This window comes from Streptomyces africanus (assembly GCF_002150735.1).
Taxonomy (GTDB): domain Bacteria; phylum Actinomycetota; class Actinomycetes; order Streptomycetales; family Streptomycetaceae; genus Streptomyces; species Streptomyces africanus.
Genome location: NZ_MUKA01000038.1, coordinates 1 through 22,596, shown reverse-complemented (window position 1 = coordinate 22,596; position 22,596 = coordinate 1). Strand labels below are relative to the sequence as shown.

The window sequence follows — 22,596 nt, the reverse complement described above, 5'->3', positions numbered from 1 at the left end:
GAAACGCATGCCCAACGACCCTGTGCCGACGGCCAGTTCCAGTGGTGCGGGCGGGTTGACCGGACGGATCGCCTCCGGCCCCGACGCGCTCTTGCGCACCGAGGTGCTCGAGCCGCAGCTCCGCTTCGAGATCGACGCCCTGCTGCCCTGGTACGTCCAACTGGAGAAGGTGCTGCTGCTGGAGTACCGCCGGCTCGGCCTGCTGGACGGCGCCCAGGTCGGCGCCATCACCGACCTGCTCGACCGGGTCACTCCCGAGGCCATCGCCCGGGAGGCCGGGGAGAGCATGAGCGACATCGCCTTCACCCTGGAGCGCCATGTCGCCCGCCGGCTGGCCGCGCTGCCGCCGGCGTGGCACGTCGACCGCAGCCGCAACGACCTGCAGGCCACCGCCCAGCTGATGCAGGGCCGTGCGCGGCTGCTGGAGTGCGCCCAGGAGCTGATCGCCTTCGGCCGTGCCGCGCACCGGTCGGCCGGGCGCGGCGCGGGACAGGCCATGCCCGGCTACACCCACATGCAGCCGGCCCAGGTGATCAGCCCCGGGTTCTACCTCGCGGCACTCTGTGACCAGGTGCTGCACACCCTGGAGCGGCTGGAGTCGGTGTACCGGACCGCTGACGCCTCGCCGATGGGCGCGGGAGCGATGGCAGGGCAGGAACTCCCCTGGGACCGGGCCCGGATGGCCTCGCTGCTGGGCTTCACCGACGTCCGTACGCACGCGCTGCGGGCGGTGGCGCAGCGGGACTGGGCGCTGGAGGCCTGCGCGGAGTTCTCCCTGCTGGGTGTCGCGTTGAGCCGCTTCGTCACCGACCTGATGACCTGGGGCAGCGCGGGATACGGCTTCATCGAGCTGCCGGACCACTGGTCGGGCATCTCCTCCGCGATGCCGCAGAAGAAGAACTACCCGGTGCTGGAGCGGATCCGGGGCCGTACGGCGCATCTCGGTGCGGCCTACACGGCCATCGCCACCGCACAGCGCTCCACCCCGTACAGCAACTCCGTCGAGATCTCCAAGGAGGCGGGGGCGGGGGTGCCCGCCGCCTTCGACGCCGTCGGGTCGGTCCTGCGGCTGTTCGGAGCGGTGCTGGAGAACCTGCGGTTTCGGGAGGACCGGATGCGCGAGGCCTGTGAGAGCGAGTACCTGGGCGGGTTCACGCTCGCCAATCTGCTGACCTTGCGGGCCGGGGTCCCCTGGCGCACCGCCCAGGTGGTCGCCGGGCGCTACATCGTCCTGGCCGTCGAGCGCGGGCTGCCGCCCGCGAAGCCCGACGGCGCGTTGCTCGACACGGTGCTGGCGGCGGAGGGGCACGCGGCCGAGAACGCCGCGGACCTGCTCGCCGAGGCGATGAGCGTGCCGGGTGGACTGACGGCCAAGCGCTCGGACGGCTCGGCCCACCCGGAGGCCGTACGGTCCCTGCTGGCCGAACAGGAGACGGCGTTCGACGCACTCGAAAGGCGCTGGAACGGCCGGCGGGCGGACATCGAGGAGGCGGCGGCCGAAGTCGACCGGTTGCTCGACGGACCGGAGGGACGGCAGGAGTGGTGAGGTCCCCTGACACCGTCCTGCGGCAGGACGTCCCGGGGCGCGACCCGGCGCCGTTCACCGCGGTGACGGGGATGAGTACCGCGTCCGGCACGTTCGGCGAGCTGCTTCAGGGCGTACTGCCCGAGGAGAACAGCGACTTCCTGGTCACCCTTCCCATCGCCCGCTGGGCCCGGGTGACCTTCCACGGCATGCCCGGCACCGACGTGCTGGAGGTCCAGCCGGCGCACAAGCACAAGGCGCTCCGGCTCACCAGGATGATCATGCAGTCCTCGGCGACGCCGATGGGCGGGGTACTGACCATCGCGAGCACCCTGACCGAGGGCAAGGGACTGGCCAGCTCGTCCGCGGACCTGGTGGCGACGGCACGCGCGGTGGCCAACGCGCTGGGCGAACCGATGCCGCCCCGGCGGATCGAGTCGCTGCTGGCCCGGATCGAGCCCACCGACGGCGTGCTGTACCCCGGCATCGTGGCGTTCTACCACCGCCGGGTGGCCCTCCACACCGAGCTGGGGTCCCTGCCGTCGATGACCGTGGTGGGTGCCGACGAGGGCGGCGAGATCGACACGATCGCCTTCAACCGCATCCCGAAGCCCTTCTCCGCCGCCGACCGGGCGGAGTACGCGCGGCTGCTGGCGCGGATGGCCGGGGCCGTGGCCGGTGCCGACCTCGCCGAAGTGGGCGCGGTGGCCACGCGCAGCGCCCTGATGAACCAGGTGCTGCGCCCCAAGAGGACGCTCGACGACATGATCGGCATCTGCCGGCAGGTCGGCGGGCTCGGCGTGGTGGTCGGCCACAGCGGGACCTGCCTCGGCGTCCTCCTCGACACGGCCGACCCCTCGTATCCGCAGCGGCTGGTGGACGCCGCGAGCGCGTGCTCCGAACTGGTCGGCAACGTCACGGTGTACCGGACCTTGAGCTTCGACCGATGAACTCCGGCGCGTCGCCGGCCCGGCGCAGGGATGGGAAGAGAGAGCGCACATGCTGAGCCAGAACGTGATCGAGGCCATCGGCCACACACCCCTGGTGCGTCTGACACTGGGGGCCGACCGGGACGTCCGCGTCTACGCCAAACTCGAGATGAACAACCTGTTCGCGATGAAGGACAGGGTGGCCAAGCAGATCATCACCGAGGCGCGCGCGACGGGGGAGCTGGCCGAGGGCGCCCCGATCGTGGAGAGCTCCTCGGGCACGATGGCCCTCGGAGTCGCCCTGGTGGGCACCGCACTCGGTCACCCGGTGCACATCGTCACCGACCCGCGGATCGACCGCACGACGCTGGCCAAGCTGGAGGCACTCGGCTGTGCGGTGCACGTGGTGCCCGCGATGGACGCCCACGGCTGGCAGGGCGCCCGGCTGACCCGGCTGCGGGAGATCATGGACCGCAACCCGGGCGCGTTCTGGCCACGGCAGTACGAGAACCCGCAGAACCCGGCCGCCTACCGGTACCTGGCCCAGGAACTGCTCGCCGATCTGGACACGGTGGACGTCCTGGTCGGCGCGGTGGGCAGCGGCGGTTCGCTGTGCGGCACGTCACGGGTCCTGCGCGAGTCCCTGCCGGAGCTGTACGTGGCCGGGGTGGACTGCGTCGGCAGCGTGCTCTTCGGCCAGCCCGACCGCCCCAAGCGGCTGCAGAGCGGGCTGGGCAACAGCCTGCACCCGAAGAACCTCGACCACTCCCTGATCGACGAGGTCCACTGGCTCAACGACCACGAGGCCTTCGCCGCCACCCGCGAACTGGCCCGTGAGGAAAAGCTGTTCGCCGGAAACACCTCCGGGTCGGTGTACCGGGTGCTGGGCGCCATGGCCGCCCGGGCCACGCCGGGCACGACCGTCGTCGGCATCTTCCCGGACCGCGGGGACCGCTACGCCGACACCGTGCACAGTGACGCGCACTGGACCGAGAAGGACCTGCGGCGCCTGCCGGTCGCCACGGTGCCGCGTCAGGTCCTCGACGGCACGGAGGTGCGCAGCTGGTCGTTCCGCCGCAACCGCGCCGACGCGCCGCGACCGGCGTTCGTCTTCGTGGAGTCCAACACCACCGGGACCGGCATGCTGGCGCTGCGGATCGCGGCGGACGCCGGTTACGAGCCGGTGCTCGTGACCGGCGACTCCACCCGGTACGCGGGGCTGGCCGGGTCCGGCGCGACCGTCGTGGACTGCGACACCAACGACACCGACGCGCTGGTCCGGGCGGTGACCAAGGCGTTCGAGCCCGGCTGCGTCGCCGGAGTCTCCACGACCAGCGAGTTCTACCTGGTGGCGGCCGCCGCGCTGGCCACCGCGGTGGGACTGCCCGCGGAGCGGGCCGAGGCGATAGCCGGCTGCCGGGACAAGGGGCGGCTGCGCGCCGTCCTGCGGCGGGCCGGGATCGGACAGCCGCGGTTCGAGGTGGTCGAGGACGCGGAGTCCGCCGCCGCGGCGGCGGACCGGCTCGGTACGCCTTGCGTGGTCAAGCCGGTCGACGACTCGGGCTCGACGCGGGTGCGCCGCTGCGACTCCGCGCAGCAGGCCGCCGAGCTGGCCGCGGAGATCACGGCCCGGACCACCAACGGACGTGGGCAGGCCATGGCGGGCCGCGCACTGGTCGAGCAGTATCTGGACGCGCCCGAGTACAGCGTGGAGATGTTCGGCGTCGACGGTGTGCACCGGCTGATCGGCATCACCGAGAAGACCGTGACCGGCGCCCCGCACTTCGTGGAATCCCGGCACCTCGTGCCCGCCGACCTGCCCGCCGAGGCGGCACGGGAGATGACCGCGACGGTGTCGGCCGCACTGGCCGCGACCGGCCTCGGCCGTGGCCCGAGCCACACCGAGGTGAAGCACACCGCGACCGGCAGTGCCGTCGTCGAGATCAACCCGAGGCTCGCGGGCGGCCTCATCCCCGAGCTCTACCGCCTCGCCACCGGTGTCGACCTGCTCGCGGCCCAGGTGGCCTACGCCGGCGGAACCGAACCGCTGCTGCCCGACGGCTTCGCGCGCCATGCCGGAATCCAGTTCCTCCTGCCCGCCGAACAGGGCGTGCTGGAGCGCGTGGCCGGGCTGGAGGAGGCCCGGGCCCTCCCGGGCGTGGAGCGCGTGACGGTCACCGCCACCCCGGGCGCGCGGATCGCTCCGCCCACGGACGCGTACGGGCGGATCGGCCACATCGTCGCCGTCGGCGACAGCCGGGCGGCGGTCGTCGAGGCCCTCGACCGGGCCGCCGCACTGATCCGGATCGAACTGCGGGAACGGTGAACCGGACCGGCTCGCGGCCGTCCGCGCACCAGCGTCCACCAACAGAGGAGAAGAGACGATGACAGTCAGCCGACGAAGCGTTCTGCGGTCCGCCGCGGCCGTCGTACCGGCCATGGTGATCGGCGGTGCGCTGCCCGGCGTGGCGTCCGCCGCGACCCGGGCGGCGCAGTGGCAGGTCTTCCCGGTCGACCCGGGGCCGACCTCCTGGTGCAGGTTCAGCCGGATCAGCGTCGCTGCGAACGGCACGGCCAAGGCCCTCGGAACGGTCAACTACTTCATGGACGGCCCCATGGGCCCGATCGAGCAGGACCCGCTCGTCTGGAGCTTCAACGGGACGGGGTGGAGCGGGAGCAGGTTCGCCGCGGACACCAGACCGCTGAACGGCATCACGGTCACCGGCGCCGCCGACGCCTGGGCGGTGGGCGAGAAGTGGGACCGGGCGCAGCTGCTTGACGTGCCCCAGCTGCTGCACTGGGACGGCACGGCCTGGACCGACAGCATGACCGGAGCCGAGTCCTTCGCCCGGCCGCGCCAGGTCTCCGGCACCGGGAACGACGTCTGGGTGGTCGGCACGGCGAAACAGTCGGTCGACGTACCGGCCGTGGTGCGCCGCAACGGTTCGAGCTGGGCCCCGGTGAGCCTGCCGAGCACGCTCGGAACCGCCGGTCTGCTCACCGTTCAGGTCGTGGCGGCGAACGACGTCTGGGTCGCCGGCTCCGTCGGCACCGGCAGCGCACGCAGATCCCTGGTGATGCGCTGGAACGGATCCTCGTGGACCGTGCTGCCCGCCCCGTTCGGATCCGCTGCGGGCCAGGTGACCTCGCTGCTCGTCAAGGGCGGCCAGTGCTGGGCCGCGGGGTCGGCCGCCAACCGGGGCGCCGTGGCCGTCTGGAACGGAAGCGCGTGGTCCGCCCGGAACCCGGCCTCTTCCAGCGCGTCCGAGGTCACGCAGCTGGCGGCATACGGCACCACCGAGGTATGGGTCGCGGGGACGGGCGTGACGTTGCAGCGCTGGAACGGCTCGGCCTGGTCCGAGGCGGAGGGTCCGCTGGCGGCTCCGCTGACCGTGGGGGCGCTGGCGACCGGCCCGGACGGCGCCCTGTGGGCCGCCGGTTCCAAGGACACCTCGTCGTCCAGTAGTTACTTCTTCGCCAAGCTCCCGATGACCGCCTGACCTGGCCTTTCGGATGTCGACACGGACCCCGCGCCCCGAAACCGGGGGGCGGGGTTCCGTGTTGCGTGGCCGGATGTGGACCAAGTGCCGGCCTGCCGGGCCGAGTTGGCACCACGAGCGATTGACTCACACTCTTACGCCTGTAAGCTCGGACTTACATGTAGAAGAGATTGCCGACGTGAGTAAGGGGCTGGAGACAGTGGAGAAACGCTCGGTCACCGTCAAGGTGGCGAGTTGGAGCGCGGCCCACCCCTGGCGCGCCATCGTGGGCTGGTTCGTCTTCGTCGCGCTGTGCCTCGGGGCGTCGGCCGCCGTGGGGACCAACAGCGCCACCACCGAGGACTACCGGGTCGGCAAGGCCGGGAAGGCGGAGGCGATCGCCACGGAGGGCGGCCTGCAGCGCCGGCCCGTCGAGCAGATCGTCATCGACTCCCCGTCCGGCAGGCTGGACGTGTCCGCGGCCCGGGCCGCCGCCGCGGACGCCACCGCGCGGATGGAGAAGCTCCAGGAGGTCGACCGGGTCGAGAAGCCGGTCCTCTCCCGCGACGGCAAGGTCCTCATGGTCCAGGTCGTCATGGCGGGCGAGGAGCTCGCCGCGCGCAAGAAGGTCGGCCCGCTGGTCGAGCAGACCGAGGCCGTGCAGCAGGCACACCCCGGCGTGCGGGTGCAGGAGACCGGCGGCCCTTCGATGAGCAAGGGCCTCGACCAGCAGCGCAGTGACGACCTGGCCTTCTCCGAGATGCTCACCCTGCCGGTCACCGTCATCACCCTGATGATCGCCTTCGGTTCGGTGATCGCGGCAGGAGTTCCGGTCCTGCTGGCGCTCTCCTCCATCGCCGCCGCCATGGGCCTGTCCGGCCTCGCCTCGCACCTCCTGCCCGACGCGGGCGTCGGCAACAACATCATCCTGCTGATCGGCCTGGCCGTCGGCGTCGACTACTCGCTCTTCTACCTGAAGCGGGACCGCGAGGAGCGGGCCAAGGCCGGCGGCCGGCTCGGTTCGCAGGCCGTCGTGGAACTCGCCGCGGCCACCGCCGGCCGGGCCGTCGTGATCTCCGGTTTCGCGGTGATCGTCTCGACCGCGACGCTCTACCTCGCGACCGACGTCATCTTCTCCTCGATCGCCACCGGCGCCATCATCGTCGTCCTGGTCGCCATGGCCAGCTCGCTGACGGTCCTGCCCGCCCTGCTGGCCAAGCTCGGTGCCCGGGCCGAGCGCCGTGCGGCCCGTCGCGCGGCCCACGGCAAGCGGACCAGGGACCACGGTGGCACGAGCAGGACGTGGAACGCGCTGCTGCGGCCCGCGACCCGGCGCCCCGGGGTCACCCTGCTGGTCTCGGTGCTCATCATGCTGGGCCTGGCGGCGCCCGCCCTCGACCTGAAACTGAGCGTGCTGGGGAGGGACACCTTCTCCCGCGAGATCCCCGCGGTGCAGACCTACGACCGGCTGACCGCCGCCTTCCCGGAGATGCTCGTCCAGCACCAAGTCGTGGTGCGCGCCGACGCGGACCGCTCACCGCAGGTGGTGAAGGCGGTGGAGGACCTGCGCCGACGGGCCCAGGCGGACCCGCTGTTCGCCAAGGACGCCGCGTTCAAGCTGACCTCCTCCGGCGATCGGCGGATCACCAGCCTGATGCTCTCCGTGCCGTCCAAGCCCAGCTCGCCGCAGGCGCTCCAGTCGCTCGACCGCGTCCGCGACGACTACCTGCCCGCGACCGTGGGCAAGGTGCCCGGCGCCGAGGCGTACGTCACCGGTGACATCGCCCGCGACGTCGACTACCTGGACCACCAGAACGCCAAGCTCCCGCTGGTGGTCGGCTTCCTGCTGCTGGTGACGTTCGCCGTGACGGTGCTGGCCTTCCGGTCGGTGGTCATCGGCGTCATCGGCACCGTGCTCAACCTGCTCTCGGTCGCGTCCGCCTTCGGCCTGCTGGTCCTGGTCTTCCAGGGTCAATGGGCGGAGAGCATCCTCGACTTCCACTCCACCGGAGCGATCGGGGCCCGGGTACCGCTGTTCCTGTTCGTCATCCTCTTCGGGCTGTCGATGGACTACCAGGTCTTCGTGGTCAGCCGGATCAAGGAGGCGGCCATGCGCGGTCTGGACACCCGCAGGGCCGTACTGGAGGGGATCGGCAACTCCGCCGGCGTGGTGACCAGTGCGGCGGTGGTGATGGTCACCGTCTTCGCCAGCTTCGTCTTCCTCACCCTGGTCGAGATGAAGCAGATGGGCTTCGTCCTGGCCGCCGCGGTCCTGCTCGACGCCTTCATCGTGCGGATCATGATCCTGCCGTCGGTCCTGACCCTGCTCGGCAACGCGACCTGGTGGCCGTCCCGAAGGATGCGGACGGCACAGTCAAAGCAGACCGGAGCGGCTGTTTCTGAGGGTGCAACCCCCTACCGAATGCGTGAATCCGGGCGCGTATGAACCATGGCTGCCCTGACCGGCAGCCGTCCGAACGGCCTTCCAATCCCCCGGGAAGGCCAGGTGCTGGGCCGCTCACCTGCTGAGCGGCCCAGCACCATTTTCTGGAATGGCGCATTCCGCAGTCATATCTGCCAGGTATGGCAAAACCGCAGGGTTGGTATTTCTCTTACGCCTTCAAGCGGGCAAGGATTGGATCAGACGACGACGGGGGTTAAAAAACGTGGAGATCCACATACTTGGATCACTTGTACTCACTCGAGGCGCACAGAGCTGGGGCGTGACTTCGAAGCGGGTGAGCTCGGTGCTCGCCCTGCTGGCCCTGGCCCCGGCCCAGCCCGTTCCGTTCGACCAGCTCGTGGACGAACTCTGGGGCGACGAGCGCATGACCAACGCGAAGAACGCCCTGCAGGCCAACGTGACCCGGCTGCGCAGACTCCTGGCCTCCGTGGCCGGGAGAGAGGGGCGCGAGCTCGTACGCACCGTCGGCACCGGTTATCTGCTCGACGTACCGCCCGAGTCGGTCGACGCCCACCGCTTCATGGCCCTCGCGGACCGGGGCTCCGCCCTGGTCGGTCAGGATCCCACGATGGCGGTGCGTGTGCTGGAGCAGGCACTGGGCATGTGGCGGGGCGCGGCCCTGCTGGACGTCAGTGAGGGATTCCGCTGCCGGACTGCGTCCGTGCGTCTGGAGGAGCGCCGGCTCACCGCTCACGAGGACCTGGTCACCGCGAAACTGGCGGTCGGTGTGGAACGCGTGCCGGTGCCGGAGCTGCGTCAGCTGGCCGCCGAGCATCCCGGCCGTGAACGCCTCAGCGAACTGCTGATGCTGGCCCTGTACCGCGACGGCCGGCAGACAGAGGCCCTCGACGTGTTCCACCGGGCCCGCCGGCGCCTGGCCGAGGACCTCGGCGTGGAACCGGGACGTTCTCTGCACGCCGTGTACGAGGCGATCCTCCATCAGGACGACGTCTTGGGACGACCCCACGGCTCCCTGATCCTCGCCGGCTGACCCGTCAGCCGGAAGCGGAAACTCCCCACAGCATCCGTGACCACCGTGATTCAATAACGCCGGTGTTACGGTGAGTCGTGCGTATGCCCCCGCCTGGGGCAAACGCACGTGCTGTGTACGGGGGAACGGGGAAGGCTGGGTCCGCAATGCGCGTCGAGTTACGGCATGCCCGACTCGTAGCCGCCATCGCAAGCGCCGGGAGCATCTCCGCGGCCGCAATCCAGCTCAGTCTTCCGCAGCCCGCCCTTTCCTCCCAACTGCGCCGTCTTGAGCGCGAGTTCGGCGGGGAGTTGTTCGTACGGTCGCACAGCGGCGTGGTGCCCACTCCGCTCGGCGAGCGACTGATCCCGATGCTCGTCGACCTGGCCCGTCGCGGTGACGCCCTCCTCGCCGAGGTGGCCGCACAGAGCACCAACACGCTGCGCGTCGGGAACGTGGAATGGACGCCGCCCGCGCTCAGGGACGCGATCGCCGCGTGCCTGCCCGCCGTCGAGGTGCAGACCGAGACGGTGGACCCGGCCGACGCGATGAGCGCGGTCGGCGAGGGGCTGCTCAACCTGGCGCTGGTGCCCAGTCCGCCGAACCGCCAGTCGATCGACGTCAAGAAACTGCCGCTCAACACGGCTGTCGTGGTCCGCGAGCCGATGTGGCTGGCCCTGCCCACCGACCACCGGCTGGCCGGGGAGGAACCCGTCGGCGCGGCCCAGCTGCGTTCGCTCGCCTGGGTTCGCTACGCGCGTGGCCACTGGTTCCACGACCACGAGAAGGCGGCCTTCGCCGATCTCGTCGACCACCAGCCCGAGTCGGTGCACCGGGTCCGCGGGCACCATGAGGCGATGAGCTGGGTCCGCGAGGCCGGCGTGGCCGCGCTCACCGTGCCGACCGGTGCCACCAAGGACGTCAGCCTCGTCCCGATCTCGGACGCCCACACCTGCGAGCTGCTGCTGGTGTGGCGCACGGGGGCGATCAGCCGGTCGACCGTGGGGACGCTGCTGGAGAGCGTGCGCAGCTACTACTGCGACTACGCCCGCACGATCCCGCGCTACTGGTCGTGGATGGTCGCCCACCCCGAGGACTTCCGCGAGGTCCGGCGCTACCTGACGGACCCTCCCCCGGACTTGCCCGGCTCCGGCTGAACCGCTTCGGAACTCGCTGGCACGCCACGTCAGTTCGCGGTCAGTGGGCTGTCAGCCGCTTGCTCCAGCATCGTGTGCATGACTACTGCAGCCACCAGCGCCGAACGGCGTACCGAGATCAAGGGCATCATCTGCGACATCCTCGAGATCGAGCCGTCGGACATGACCGGCACCAGCCGGTTCAAGGAGGACCACGAAGCGGACTCGATGGGTGCCATCGAGATCCTCTCCACCCTTGAGCGGACGTACGGCATCGACCTCGACCAGAGCGTGCTGCCCCGCCTGGTCCACCTCGACGCCGTCGTCGACGTCGTCGACCAGGCCGTCGCCGCCAAGTAGCCGGCACTGCCCGGCCGGGCCGGGCGTGAGGGACTGGAGTACAGGGTGTACGACAACGATCAGCGGCCGCGCCAGGTGGTGATCACCGGACTCGGCCTGGTCACCAGCATCGGCCTGGGGGCCGGGGAGTTCCTGGCCGGACTGCGGGCCGGCCGGAGCGGGGCCAAGCCCATCACGGCCTTCGACACCACCGGTTTCGCGCACTCCTACGGGTGCGAGGTCGCCGACTTCGACCCGGCGGAATGGATCCGCACCATCGAACCGGAGGAACTGGGCCGGGCCACCCAGTTCTCCGTGGCGGCGGCCAACATGGCCGTCGCCGACGCGGGGATCGACCCGGAGGAACTCCGCGGCCGGCGGGCCATGGTGTCGGTCGGTACCACGGACGCGGAGTCCCGCGACCTCGACCTGCTGGCCGGCGAACAGCTCGAGAAGGGTCCGGAGCACCTCTCCCCAGGTGTCGTACGCCGGGCCCACGCCGCCAGGCTCTCCTCCAGCATCGTCCGGGAGCTCGGACTGACCGACGTCGAGGCCCTGACCATCCCCACCGCCTGCGCGGCCGGCAACTACGCGATCGGCAGCGGCTACGACGCGATCCGGGCCGGCGACGTCGACGTGGCGCTGTGCGGCGGAGCCGACGCCGTGTGCCGCAAGACCTTCGCCGGCTTCTACCGGCTGGGGACCATCGCCCCGGAGGTGTGCCAGCCCTTCGACCGGGACCGCAAGGGCATCCTCACCGGCGAGGGCGCGGGCATCCTCATGATGGAGAGCCTGGAGTCCGCCCGGGCACGCGGCGCCCGCATCTACGCCGAGGTCCTCGGCTACGGGCTCACCTGCGACGCCCACCATCCCGTCGCCCCCGACCAGGACAGCCTCGCCCGCTGCATGGCACTGGCCCACCGCAACGCCGGGATCAGCGCCGCGGACGTCGACTTCATCTCGGCCCACGGCACCGGTACCAAGGCCAACGACGTGACCGAGGCGGGCGCCATCCGCCAGGTCTTCGACGCCCCGCCGCCCACCGTCTCCATCAAGTCGATGGTCGGGCACAGCATGGGCGCGGCGAGTGCCCTCGGCTCGGCCGCCTGCGCCCTGTCCATCGCCGAGGGTTTCATCCCGCCCACCATCAACCACCGGGAGACCGACCCGGACTGCGGGCTGGACTGCGTGCCCAACCAGGCGCGTCCCGCCGAGCTGTCCGTGGTGCAGAACAACGCGCTCGCCTTCGCGGGCAACAACGCCGTGCTCATCCTGGGCCGGCACCGGGAGGCCGCCTGATGTCCGCACTGGTCTTCTCCACCTGGTCGGCGGTGTCCCCGTACGGGGTGGGCAGCGAGCCCTTCCGCACGGGCATCCGGGCCAGCCGCGGCGCGATCACCGCGCTCGACCCCGAGACCTGCCCGGGACCGTTCACCGAGGGCGGTCTGGTGCCGGACTTCGACGTCACCGAGCACATCGGCCGCAAGGGCACCCGCACCATGGACAGGGTCACCGCCATCGCGGTGACCGCCGTCGGCCTGCTGCTGGCCGACGGCGGACCGGAGCTGACGTCCCGGCCCGAGGACACCGGGCTGGTGCTGGGCACCGGCTCGGGCAGTGTGCAGAGCATCATGGACTTCACCCGCGACTCACTCGCGGGGGAGCGCCCGTACCACGTCGACCCGGCCCGTTTCCCGAACACGGTGATGAACCGGGCCGCCGGACAGAGCGCCATCTGGCACGGCATCAAAGGGCCGAACACCACCATCGCCGGCGGCCGCCTGACCGGGCTGACCGCGCTGAGCTACGCCACCCGGCTGCACCGCGGCGGCCACTGCGCACGGGTGCTGTGCGGCGCGGCCGAGGAGTACTCCGTACAGCGCGCCTGGCTGGAATGGCACGGCCGGGACGGCGACGACCGCACGTCCCCGCTGGGCGAGGGCGGCGCGGTGTTCCTCCTGGAGACCGCGCAGGACGCCCGGGCCGCCGGCCGGCGCGCGCGAGCCCGCCTGCTGACCACCCGGTTCCGCGCCTTCGCCGAACCGGCAGACGCCCGCGCGGCCTTGGCGGAGTGCGTACGCGAGGCCCTGAAGCAGGCCGGTGCGCGCGCCGAGGACGTGCGCGTGGTGGCCCCGGCCGAAACGGGCGGGAGCCTGGCCGGCGTCGAGGAGGCAGCGATCGCGGATGTGCTCGGCTCGACCGTGCCCCACCTGCTCGGCAACCGGGCGCTGCTGGGGGACACCTCGGCGGCCACCGCGAGCCTGCAACTCGCGTCGGTGCTGTCGGTGCTCGACGACCAGGAAACCCCACCCGGCGCGCTCGCCCTCGTGACGGCGGTCGACCGGGACGGCACGGCCGGCTGCGCGCTGCTCGCCGCCACGACGAACGAGGAGAGCTGAGTGGAGACGAACGCCCGCAGGCTGGCACTGGTGACCGGGGGCTCCCGGGGCATCGGGCGGCACGTGGTCACCGGGCTCGCGCGCGACGGCTTCGACGTCGCGTTCTGCTACCGGTCCGACGAGGAGGCGGCCCGGTCGGTCGCCCAGGAGGCCGAGAAGGAGGGCGCGGGCGTGTTCACCGCCCGCGTCGACGTCGCCGACGCCCGCGCCGTACGGGATTTCGTGCGGAACGCCGAGGACGCGCTCGGCCCGCTGCACGCGGCGGTCTCCTGCGCCGGCATCGTCCGCGACAACCCGCTGGTGATGCTGCCCGAGGAGGACTGGGACGCCGTCCTGCGCACCAACCTGGACGGCACCTACCACCTGTGCAAGGCCGCCGTCTTCTCCATGATGAAGCGCCGGGCGGGCACCGTCGTCACGCTGTCGTCCGTCGCGGGCGTGTACGGCAACGCGACCCAGACCAACTACTCGGCGTCCAAGGCCGGAATCATCGGGTTCAGCAAGGCACTGGCCAAGGAGTCCGGGCGCTACGGCGTGCGCGTCAACGCCGTGGCGCCGGGCTTCATCGACACCGACATGCTCTCCGGGCTGGCGCCGGAGCACACACGGAAAATGACCGAGCGCATCCCGCTCGGCCGCCTCGGCCACCCCCGGGAGGTGGCGGACCTCGTGTCGTTCCTGGTCTCCGACCGCGCCGCCTATGTCACCGGACAGGTCTTCGGCGTCGACGGCGGCCTCGTCGTCTGACCGGTAAGGAGCACCATGCCCAAGAACAAGACCCCGCGTTTCTACTTCTCCCTGCGCAGCCCGTACTCCTGGCTCGCGTACCAGGACCTGACGGAGCACCACAAGGACCTGGTGGAACGGCTGGAGTGGCTGCCGTTCTTCGAACCGGACGACACCAGCGCGCGGATGCTGCGAGAACGCGGCGGACGGTTCCCGTACTCGGAGATGTCGCGGGAGAAGAACCGGTACGTCCTCCAGGACATCGGCCGGATCACCAAGGCACGCGGCATCTCCGTGACCTGGCCCGTGGACGTCGAGCCGCTCTGGGAGGTCCCGCACCTGGGCTACCTGGTGGCGGCCCGGGAGGGCCGGGGGCACGACTACATCGCCGCGGTCTACCGGGCCCGGTTCGGCGAGGGGCGCGACATCTGCGACCCGGCGACCATCGCGGACATCGGCCGCGGGCTCGGGATCGATCCCGAGGTGATCTCCCGCGCCGCCCAGGACCCCGAACTGCGCGAGCGCGGTGCGGACATCCTGATGGAGGTCTGCAAGGACGGCGTCTTCGGAGTGCCGTTCCTCGTGCACGGCTTCACCCGCTTCTGGGGGCTCGACCGGCTCGACGCCTTCGTGGAACACCTGCGCGCCAAGGCGCCCTCCGCGACGGCCCTGGCCCCCGCCACCGCCGGGGCGGTGGGCATCGGCCGCTCGGCCGACGACGGCCACGCGGGCGGCTGCGGCTGACCGCCGCCGCGAACCGTCAGTTCTCGGTCAGTGCGCTGTCAGCGCGCTCGGCCACCATCGATCACGACGCTGCCCCGCCCGCTGCGACAGCCGGCCCCGAGGCAGCGCTTCATGCATGGCCCGGGGCCCTGGAACGCCGAGCGCTGATCGCGCTGCGACGGCCGGGACGGCTGCATGGACCTGGTGAATCTTCCCGAGGGGATTGCAATGACTCGTGTGCCGACGGCCGGCTTGCCGCTCACCGCTGGCCAGAAGGACATCTGGTTCGACGAGAAGCTCACCGGCGGCGGTGCCACGTACAACACCGCGATCTACTGGGACATCAAGGGCCCGCTGGACCATGAGCGGTTCACGGCGGCGCTGGCCCGCCTCGCCGAGGAGTCGGAGTGCCTGCGGGCCCGCTTCTTCGAGGTCGACGGCGAGCCCCGCCAGGTCGTCGAGGACCTCGCCGAGCTGCCGCTGACGGTCACCGACGTCAGCGGCGCCGCCGACCCCGTGGCAGCCGCCAACGACGCCATCCGGGCCGATCTGCGGGTGCCCTTCACCGTGGGCGGCGACGCGCCCCTGTTCCGCTTCAGCGTGTTCACGCTCGCCGCGGACCGCACGATCTTCTGCCTGCTCAACCACCACCTGGCGTCCGACGGCTTCAGCTACGTCATCTACTGGCAGCGGCTGTCCGCCCTCTACGAGGCGATGACCGCGGGCACCTCCCTCGACGAGGGGCGCTTCGCCCCGCTGAGCACCCTGATCGAGACGGAGGCCGCCTACGCCGGCTCCCCGCGCCAGGAGCGCGACCGGGCCTACTGGCAGGACCACTTCGCCGACGCCCCCGAGCCGGTGACCCTGGCCCGCCGGGACGCCGAGCCGGCCCAGTCGTTCCTGCGTGAGGGAACCGTCCTCGCCGACGACCTCGCCGAGCGGCTGCGGGCCGTGGCCTGGGACGCCCGGGTGACCTGGCAGACCGTACTGGTCGCCGCGCTGGGCGCCTACACCCAGCGGATGACCGGCACGGACGACGTCATGCTGTCGCTGCCGGTCACCGCCCGGGTGGGCGGCACCCTGCAGAACATCCCCGGCATGGTCGTCAACTACCTGCCGCTGCGGCTGCGCACCGGACCGCGGACGACCCGGGGCGAACTGCTCGCCGCCGCGCACAAGGAGATCACCGGGGCCCTCAGGCACCAGCGCTACCGGGTCAGCAAGGTGCGCCGCGGAATGGGTCTGGCCAGCGACGACCGGCGCCCCTTCGGCCCGTTCCTCAACATGATGCCGCAGATCGAGAAGCTGACCATCGGACCCTGCGAGGCCGTCCTGCAGAGCCCCTCCACCGGTCTCGTGGACGACCTGGAGTTCACCGTCGCCGACAAGGGCACGGCCGGCGTCGGCATCGACCTCAGCGCCAACGAGAGCCGCTACGACCGCGACGAGGCCCGTGACCACCTCCAGCGGTTCATCGCCTGGCTCGACGGCTTCGTGACCGCCGGCGCCGACGACCGGCTCGGCGCCCTGGACCTGCTGGCGCCCGGTGAGCAGGCGCGCCTCACCCGCGTTCTCACCGGTCCCGAGCGGCCCGAACCGTACGTCGGCGTCGTCGAACGGGTACGCGCCCGGGCCGCCGAACGCCCGGACGCCGTGGCCGTGACGGACGACGCGGGCAGCCTCACCTACGCCCGGCTGACCGGCCGGGCCGGCGCGCTCTCCCGGCGGCTCACCGGATCCGGCCCGGTGGCCCTGCTGGTCGAGCCCGGACGGGACTTCGTGGTCGCCGAGCTGGGCGTGCTGGGCGCCGGCCGCGCCTTCCTGCCGCTCGACGCGCGCTCACCGCACGCCCGGCTTACCGCGCTGCTCGCCGACAGCTCGGCGACCTGCCTGGTGACCGACGCGGCCAACCGGGAACTGGCCGAGCGGCTGGCGGCGGAGGCCGGGCGGGAGCCGGAGCTGCTGGTCCTGGATGACGCCGAGGACGCGCCGGAGGACCTCGCGCCGGTCGCCGGCGGCCCCGAGGACCTGGCGTACGTCATCTTCACCTCCGGGTCCACGGGCAAGCCCAAGGGCGCGATGGTGCAGCGCGGCGGAATGATCAACCACCTGCTCGCCAAGGTCGAGGAGCTCTCCCTGACCCGGGCGGACAGCCTGGTGCACAACGCGCCGGTGACCTTCGACATCACGGTGTGGCAGACCCTGACCACCCTGCTGGTCGGCGGCCGGATCCGGGTGGTGAGCCGGGAGACCGCGGCCGACCCGGACGCGCTGTTCGGCGTCATCGGCGACGAGGGCCTGACCGTACTGGAGGTGGTCCCCTCCCTGCTGCGCGCCACCCTCGACGCCTGGGACACCACCGGCAGCGCCCCGCGGCTGCCCGGCCTGCGCTGGATGATCTCCAACGGCGAGGCGCTCGCCCCCGGGCTGTGCGACCGCTGGTTCGCCCGCTACCCGGCGATCCCGCTGGTCAACATGTACGGCCCGACCGAGTGCTCGGACGACGTGACGCACGCCTACGTCCGCGACGGCGACGTCCTCGACGGGGCGTACGTCCCGATCGGCCGGCCGCTGCGCAACACCCGCCTGTACGTGCTGGGCGACGAACTGCGGCCGGTGCCGCAGGGGGTGCCGGGCGAACTCTTCATCGGCGGCGCCGGCGTGGGCCGCGGCTACCTCGCCGACCCGTGCCGTACGGCCACCACGTTCGTGCCCGACCCGTTCGGGGGCGGCGGCGCGCGCATGTACCGCACCGGCGACCGGGTGGTGCTGCGCGCCGACGGACAGCTGGACTTCATCGAGCGCCGCGACCACCAGGTCAAGATCCGCGGCCACCGGATCGAGCTGGGCGAGGTCGAAGCCGCGCTGCGCGCGCTGCCCGGCGTCTCGGACGCGGTGGTCACCGCGAGCGCCGATCAGGTCGGTCAGAAGCGGCTCATCGGCCACTACGTGCCCGAGCAGACCGTGCAGGACCCCGCAGGGCAGAGCACCGGGCGGCACGCCCCGAGCGCCGACGCGGTCCGGGACGGTCTCGCCCGCGTCCTGCCCGGCTACATGGTGCCGGCCGCCCTCGTGCCCCTGGACCGGCTGCCGCTGACGGCGCACGGCAAGGTGGACCGCAAGGCCCTGCCGGTCCCCGACTTCGCCGCGCCGACCGCCACCGTCGCCGCGCCCGGGGCCCCGCGCAGCCACGCCGAGCAGGTCGTCTCCCAGGTGCTGGCCGAGGTGCTCGGGCTGCCCTCGGTCGGGCCGGACGACAGCTTCTTCGCCCTCGGCGGCGACAGCATCAGCTCGATCCAGGTGGTCAGCCGGGCCCGCAAGGCCGGGCTGGTCATCACCTCCCGCGACGTCTTCCTGCACCGGACGCCGGCGGCCATCGCCGCGGCCGCGCGGCCCGTCGAGGACCGGACTCCGACGGCCGCCCAGGACGGTGTCGGTGAGGTCGAGCCCACCCCGATCGTGGACCAGCTCCGCGAGGAACTCGCCGGACTTCCCGCCGCCGCAGGGGAGTTCAGCCAGTACGTGACGGTCACCGTACCGGCCGGAACCGGCGCCGAACGGCTCACGGCCGCCGTGCAGGCGCTGCTGGACACGCACGACACCCTGCGGATGCGGCTGTCCGTCCCGGCCCCCGGGCTCTGGTCCCTCGAAACGCTGCCCGTGGGGGCCGTGTCCGCCGCGGACGCCGTCACCCTGGTCGACGTCTCCGGCGCCGACGGGGATCCACTGCCCGCCCAGCTCATCGCCGCCCGCGGCCGGTTGCGGCCCGAGGACGGGCTGATGGTGCAGGCCGTGCTCCTGGACGCGGGGCCCGGCCGGCCCGGACGTCTGCTGATCGTGATCCACCACCTGGCCGTGGACGGGGTGTCCTGGCGCATCCTGCTGCCCGACCTGGAGACCGCGTGGCAGCAGGTGACGCAGGGCCGCCCGGTGCGGCTCGACCCCGTCGCCACCTCCTACCGCGGCTGGGCCCAGGCCTTGTCCCAGGAGGCCCGCACCGCCCGACGCGCGGGTGAACTCGCCTGGTGGACCGAGCAGTCGGGCGCCGACGAGCCGCCGCTGGGCACCCGCGCCCTCGACCCGGCCCGGGACACCCACGCGACCGCCGGCGAGGTCACGATCGAGCTGTCCGCCGAGCAGACCGCCGAACTCCTCACCACCGTCCCGGCGGCCTTCCACGCGGAAGTCGACGAGGTCCTGTTGACCGGCCTGGCCCTGGCGGTGGCCGACCGGCGCCGAAGGAACGGCGCCGCCGCCGCCCGCACGGTGGTCGAGCTGGAGGGGCACGGCCGCGAACCGATCCCCGGCGAACCCGACCTGTCCCGCACCGTCGGCTGGTTCACCAGCGTGTACCCGGTCGCCCTGGACCTCGGCGACCTCGACTGGAACGAGGTCGCGGACGCCGGCGCGAGCTGCGGCAGTGCGCTCAAGCGAGTCAAGGAACAACTGCGCGCGGTGCCGGGCCACGGCCTCGGCCACGGCCTGCTGCGGCACCTCAACCCGCAGACCGCCCGCGTGCTCTCCCGGCAGCCCGTACCGCAGATCGGCTTCAACTACCTGGGCCGGTTCACCGCAGGCACGGGGGAGGCCTGGCAGATGGAGTCCGGCGCCTCCGGCCAGAGCGCCCATCCGGACACCCCGCTGCGCCACCCCGTCGAGGTCGTCTCGGTCACCGAGGACCGCCCCGGGGGCCCGGTGCTCTCGGCGACCTGGACGTACGCCGGCGGCCTGCTCGCCGAGGAGGACGTCCGGGACCTCGCCGAGGGCTGGTTCCGCAACCTGCGCCTGCTGGCCGAACACGCCCGGCGCCCGGGAACGGGCGGCCGCACCCCCTCCGAGTTCCCGCTGGTCGCCGTTGCCCAGGACGAGATCGAGGCCTACGAGCACGAGGTCGAGGACCTCACCGACATCCTGCCGCTGTCGCCGTTGCAGCGCGGTCTGCTGTTCCAGGCCGAGTTCGACCGGCACGGGATGGACGCCTACACCCTCCAGGTCCTCATGGACATCCAGGGGCCGCTGGACAAGGCCGCGCTGCGCCGGGCGGTGGTGGCTCTGCTGGAGCGCAACGACGCCCTGCGGGCGTGCTTCCGCGACCGGGACGCCGGCGAGCCCGTGCAGGTGATCCCCGGGTCCGTCGAGGTGCCCTGGTACGAGGTCGACCTGACCGGTGTCGCGGAGGACGGCCGTGAGGCCGAGGCGATCCGGCTGACCGACGAGGAGTGGTTGCGCCGGTTCGACGTGGCACAGGCCCCGCTGACCCGGTTCACCGTCTACACACTGGCACCGCACCGCCATCGCGTGGTGTGGACCGCCCACCACATCCTGGTGGACGGCTGGTCCCTGTCGGCCGTCCTCGCCCACGAGCTGGTCACGCTGTGGTCCAACGGCGCGGACACCTCGGCGCTGCCACCGGTCGCCTCGGTGCGCGGCTACCTCGAGTGGGCCGGGGCCCAGGACAAGGAGGCCGCCCGGGCGGCGTGGCGGCACGAGCTGGCCGGGGTGGACGAGCCCACCCGGCTCGGCCCCGCCGACCGTGCCCGGGTCGAGTCGCTGCCCGAGACCTGGACTACGGAGCTGCCCGAGGACCTGACGCGGTCGCTGACGGCGTGGGCCCACGCGCGCGGCCTGACGATGAACACCGTCGCGCAGGGCGCCTGGGCGGTGGCCCTCGGCCGGCTGACCGGGCGCCGGGACGTCACCTTCGGCGCGGTCGTCTCCGGGCGCCCCGCCGAACTGCCGGGCGTGGAGCAGATGGTGGGCTCGTTCATGCACACGCTGCCCGTGCGGGTGACCCTGACCCCGCAGACCACCCTGGAGGAGATGCTGGTCGGCCTCCAGTCCCGCCAGCTCGCCCTCGAACCGCACCAGCACCTGGGCCTGGCCGAGGTGCAGCAACTCGCCGGAGTCGGCGAACTCTTCGACACCGTCGTGAGCTTCCACAACTACCCGACCGGTGTGCTCGACCGCATCGGCGAGCACATTCCCGGGCTGTCGATGCTCGACTGGAAGGCCCGGGTGATCGCCGAATACCCGCTGGCGCTCGGTGTGTTCCCCGGCGACCGCCTGCGACTGGAGGCGCAGTACCGCTCCGACGTCTTCGACGCCCAGGGCGTCGGGGCGATCGTGAGCCGCTTCGTGCACGTCCTCGAGGCGCTGGTCGCCGCGCCCGGCGCACGGCTGAGCACCGTGGACGCCCTGGGCGACGACGAGCGTCGCCTCCTGCTCGGCATCTGGGCCGGCCGCGCGGCGCCGGTCGCCTCGCGCCCCGCCACCGACGTCTTCGAGGAGCACGCCGCCCGCACGCCGCACGCCGTCGCGGTCGTCGACGGCGACGAGGACGTCACCTACGCCGAGCTCAACGCCCGCGCCAACCGGCTGGCCCGCCTGCTGATCGACCGCGGCACCGGCCCCGAGGACCTGGTCGCGGTGGCCCTGCCGCGCTCGGCCACGATGGTGGTGGCCGCGCTCGCGGTCCTCAAGGCCGGCGCCGGCTACCTCCCGGTCGACTCCGCCTACCCCGCGGACCGCATCGCGTACATGCTTCAGGACGCCCGCCCGGCGGCCGTGCTGACCACGGAGGAGATCGCGGCCGTCCTCCCGCGGACGCAAACGGCCGTCGTCACCGTCGCCGCCGGCGGTCCTCCCGCCGAACCGCGCTACGCCGACCACGACGTCGTGGACGCCGAGCATCGCGCCCCCCTGGACGCCCGGCACCTCGCCTACGTCATCTACACCTCCGGCTCCACCGGCCGCCCCAAGGGCGTCGCCGTGGCGCACCAGGGCCTGCTGGCCATGGTCACGAGCCTGACCGAGCGCTTCGGGCTGGACAGCGACACCCGGGTGCTGCAGTTCGCCTCGTTCAGCTTCGACGCGTCGGTCTGGGAGATCATGCTGGCGCTGCTCAACGGCGGCACGCTGGTGATCGCCGACGAGGAGTGCCGCACACCCGGCAGGCCACTGGTCGACCTGATCGACAAGGCCCGTGTCAACCTGGCGGGTCTGCCGCCGGTGGTCGTGGGCGGACTGCCCGAGGGCAGCGCCCTGCCCGCCGATCTGCGCCTCGCGGTCGCCGGCGAGGCCGTGCCCGCCGAGATCGTAGAACGCTGGGCGTCGAGCGTGCGGCTGTACAACGGGTACGGCCCGACCGAGGCCGTGGTCAGCTCGACGGTCGCCGGCCCGCTGTCCGGCACCGGCCGGCCCCCCATCGGCCGCCCGACCTCCGCGCACCGTGTCTACGTCCTGGACCGCGACCTGGCGCCGGCCGCGGTCGGCGTCACCGGCGAGCTGTACGTGTCCGGGGGGCTCGCCCGCGGCTATCTGGGCCGCCCGGACCTCACCGCCCAGCGGTTCGTGGCCGACCCGTACGGCGCTCCCGGCGAGCGGATGTACCGCACCGGCGACCTGGTGCGCCGACTCGACAACGGTGAACTGGACTACCTCGGCCGGGCCGACGACCAGGTCCAGCTGCGCGGCTTCCGGATCGAGCTCGGCGAGATCTCCTCCGCGCTGCTCGCCCAGGAGGGCGTCGCCCAGGCCGCGGTGACCGTGCGCGAGGACGAGAGCGGGGACCGGCGGCTCGTGGCGTACGTCGTCCTCGCCGACGAGGACGCCGTCGCCGAGGGGCTGCGCGAGCGGCTGGCCGGCGAACTGCCCGACTACATGGTCCCCTCCGCGGTCGTGGCCCTGCCCGAGCTGCCGCTGACCCCCCAGGGCAAGCTCGACCGCAAGGCGCTGCCCGCGCCGAGCGCGCACACGGCGCCGCAGGGCCGTGAGCCCCGCAACCCCGTGGAGGACATCCTCTGCAGTCTGTTCGCCGACGTGCTCGGCCTGGACCGGGTCACCATCGACGAGGACTTCTTCGACATCGGGGGCCACTCGCTGCTGGCGACCCGGCTGGTCAGCCGGG

Annotated in this window: 13 protein-coding genes; all 13 read left to right on the top strand. The window is 72.3% G+C overall.

The genetic code is table 11. The annotated features are described in order from the left end of the window. Positions 1-7: 7 nt before the first annotated feature. Complete coding sequence (locus CCL05_RS06020; RefSeq protein WP_086559434.1) at positions 8-1,546, top strand: argininosuccinate lyase; 1,539 nt, start codon at positions 8-10, stop codon at positions 1,544-1,546. Continuing rightward, positions 1,543-2,475: a GHMP family kinase ATP-binding protein gene (locus tag CCL05_RS06015; protein ID WP_244204187.1), complete on the top strand. Its 933-nt coding sequence runs from the start codon at positions 1,543-1,545 to the stop codon at positions 2,473-2,475. Before CCL05_RS06020 ends, CCL05_RS06015 begins: the two co-directional genes overlap by 4 nt. Positions 2,476-2,524: 49 nt before the next feature. Further along, complete coding sequence (locus tag CCL05_RS06010) at positions 2,525-4,780, top strand: pyridoxal-phosphate dependent enzyme (protein WP_086559433.1); 2,256 nt, start codon at positions 2,525-2,527, stop codon at positions 4,778-4,780. Positions 4,781-4,838: 58 nt separating this feature from the next. Then, positions 4,839-5,954, top strand: a complete 1,116-nt coding sequence (locus CCL05_RS06005; RefSeq protein WP_086559432.1) for a hypothetical protein — start codon at positions 4,839-4,841, stop codon at positions 5,952-5,954. A 178-nt stretch (positions 5,955-6,132) separates the two neighbouring features. Beyond that, on the top strand, positions 6,133-8,379 hold the full coding sequence (locus CCL05_RS06000; protein ID WP_244204186.1) for an MMPL family transporter: 2,247 nt from the start codon (positions 6,133-6,135) through the stop codon (positions 8,377-8,379). 277 nt (positions 8,380-8,656) lie between these two features. Continuing rightward, entirely contained in the window at positions 8,657-9,388 is a 732-nt protein-coding gene (locus tag CCL05_RS05995; protein ID WP_244204185.1) for an AfsR/SARP family transcriptional regulator, read from the top strand. Between the two features lie 146 nt (positions 9,389-9,534). After that, positions 9,535-10,524, top strand: a complete 990-nt coding sequence (locus CCL05_RS05990) for a LysR family transcriptional regulator (RefSeq protein ID WP_086559429.1) — start codon at positions 9,535-9,537, stop codon at positions 10,522-10,524. Between the two features lie 78 nt (positions 10,525-10,602). Further along, positions 10,603-10,863 carry an acyl carrier protein gene (locus tag CCL05_RS05985; RefSeq protein WP_086559428.1) on the top strand — a complete coding sequence of 87 codons (261 nt, stop codon included), beginning with the start codon at positions 10,603-10,605 and terminating at the stop codon, positions 10,861-10,863. 45 nt (positions 10,864-10,908) lie between these two features. Continuing rightward, on the top strand, positions 10,909-12,141 hold the full coding sequence (locus tag CCL05_RS05980) for a beta-ketoacyl-[acyl-carrier-protein] synthase family protein (protein ID WP_086559427.1): 1,233 nt from the start codon (positions 10,909-10,911) through the stop codon (positions 12,139-12,141). Continuing rightward, positions 12,141-13,241, top strand: a complete 1,101-nt coding sequence (locus CCL05_RS05975; RefSeq protein WP_086559426.1) for a beta-ketoacyl synthase N-terminal-like domain-containing protein — start codon at positions 12,141-12,143, stop codon at positions 13,239-13,241. The genes CCL05_RS05980 and CCL05_RS05975 overlap by 1 nt, the downstream gene beginning before the upstream one ends. Then, positions 13,242-13,988 carry a 3-oxoacyl-ACP reductase FabG gene (gene fabG / locus CCL05_RS05970; protein WP_086559425.1) on the top strand — a complete coding sequence of 249 codons (747 nt, stop codon included), beginning with the start codon at positions 13,242-13,244 and terminating at the stop codon, positions 13,986-13,988. Positions 13,989-14,003: 15 nt separating this feature from the next. After that, complete coding sequence (locus CCL05_RS05965; protein WP_086559424.1) at positions 14,004-14,711, top strand: 2-hydroxychromene-2-carboxylate isomerase; 708 nt, start codon at positions 14,004-14,006, stop codon at positions 14,709-14,711. Positions 14,712-14,918: 207 nt separating this feature from the next. Further along, on the top strand, positions 14,919-22,596 hold a 7,678-nt coding region (locus CCL05_RS05960; protein ID WP_158102423.1), incomplete at its 3' end, for a non-ribosomal peptide synthetase.

What these genes read in the sequence shown, in the direction of transcription:
- CCL05_RS05985 (WP_086559428.1), top strand. Translation starts at nt 10,603, where the DNA reads ATGACTACTGCAGCCACCAGCGCCGAACGGCGTACCGAGATCAAGGGC.
- CCL05_RS05975 (WP_086559426.1), top strand. Translation starts at nt 12,141, where the DNA reads ATGTCCGCACTGGTCTTCTCCACCTGGTCGGCGGTGTCCCCGTACGGG.
- CCL05_RS06005 (WP_086559432.1), top strand. Translation starts at nt 4,839, where the DNA reads ATGACAGTCAGCCGACGAAGCGTTCTGCGGTCCGCCGCGGCCGTCGTA.
- CCL05_RS06020 (WP_086559434.1), top strand. Translation starts at nt 8, where the DNA reads ATGCCCAACGACCCTGTGCCGACGGCCAGTTCCAGTGGTGCGGGCGGG.
- CCL05_RS05965 (WP_086559424.1), top strand. Translation starts at nt 14,004, where the DNA reads ATGCCCAAGAACAAGACCCCGCGTTTCTACTTCTCCCTGCGCAGCCCG.
- CCL05_RS06010 (WP_086559433.1), top strand. Translation starts at nt 2,525, where the DNA reads ATGCTGAGCCAGAACGTGATCGAGGCCATCGGCCACACACCCCTGGTG.
- CCL05_RS05990 (WP_086559429.1), top strand. Translation starts at nt 9,535, where the DNA reads ATGCGCGTCGAGTTACGGCATGCCCGACTCGTAGCCGCCATCGCAAGC.